Annotated in this window: 1 pseudogene; it reads right to left on the minus strand. The window is 74.5% G+C overall.

The annotated features are described in order from the left end of the window. A pseudogene (locus FXF50_RS30080) lies at positions 1 to 138 on the minus strand (dipeptide/oligopeptide/nickel ABC transporter ATP-binding protein); the annotation flags it as partial. Positions 139 to 243: the final 105 nt, after the last annotated feature.

The following is a 243-nucleotide window of genomic DNA, read 5'->3' on the forward strand; positions in this document are numbered from 1 at the left end:
CACCAGACCGAGGGTCTCCCCCGGCCGCACGTCGAAGTCCACACCGTCGACGGCCCGGACGAGGCCGCCGGCGCGGAAACCGCCGCGCACCGGGAAGTGCTTGGCGAGGCCACGGACCTTGAGCAGCGGTTCGGTCATCGGGCCACCCCCACCTGGGCGATCTCGTCTCGGTAGAGGCGCTGCCGGGCGGCCTCCGGCAGGTGGCAGGCGACGAGGTGCCCGCGCTCGGTGGCCGGAAGCAGG

Origin of the sequence: Micromonospora sp. AP08 (assembly GCF_008085935.1) — a bacterium.
GTDB lineage: Bacteria > Actinomycetota > Actinomycetes > Mycobacteriales > Micromonosporaceae > Micromonospora > Micromonospora chersina.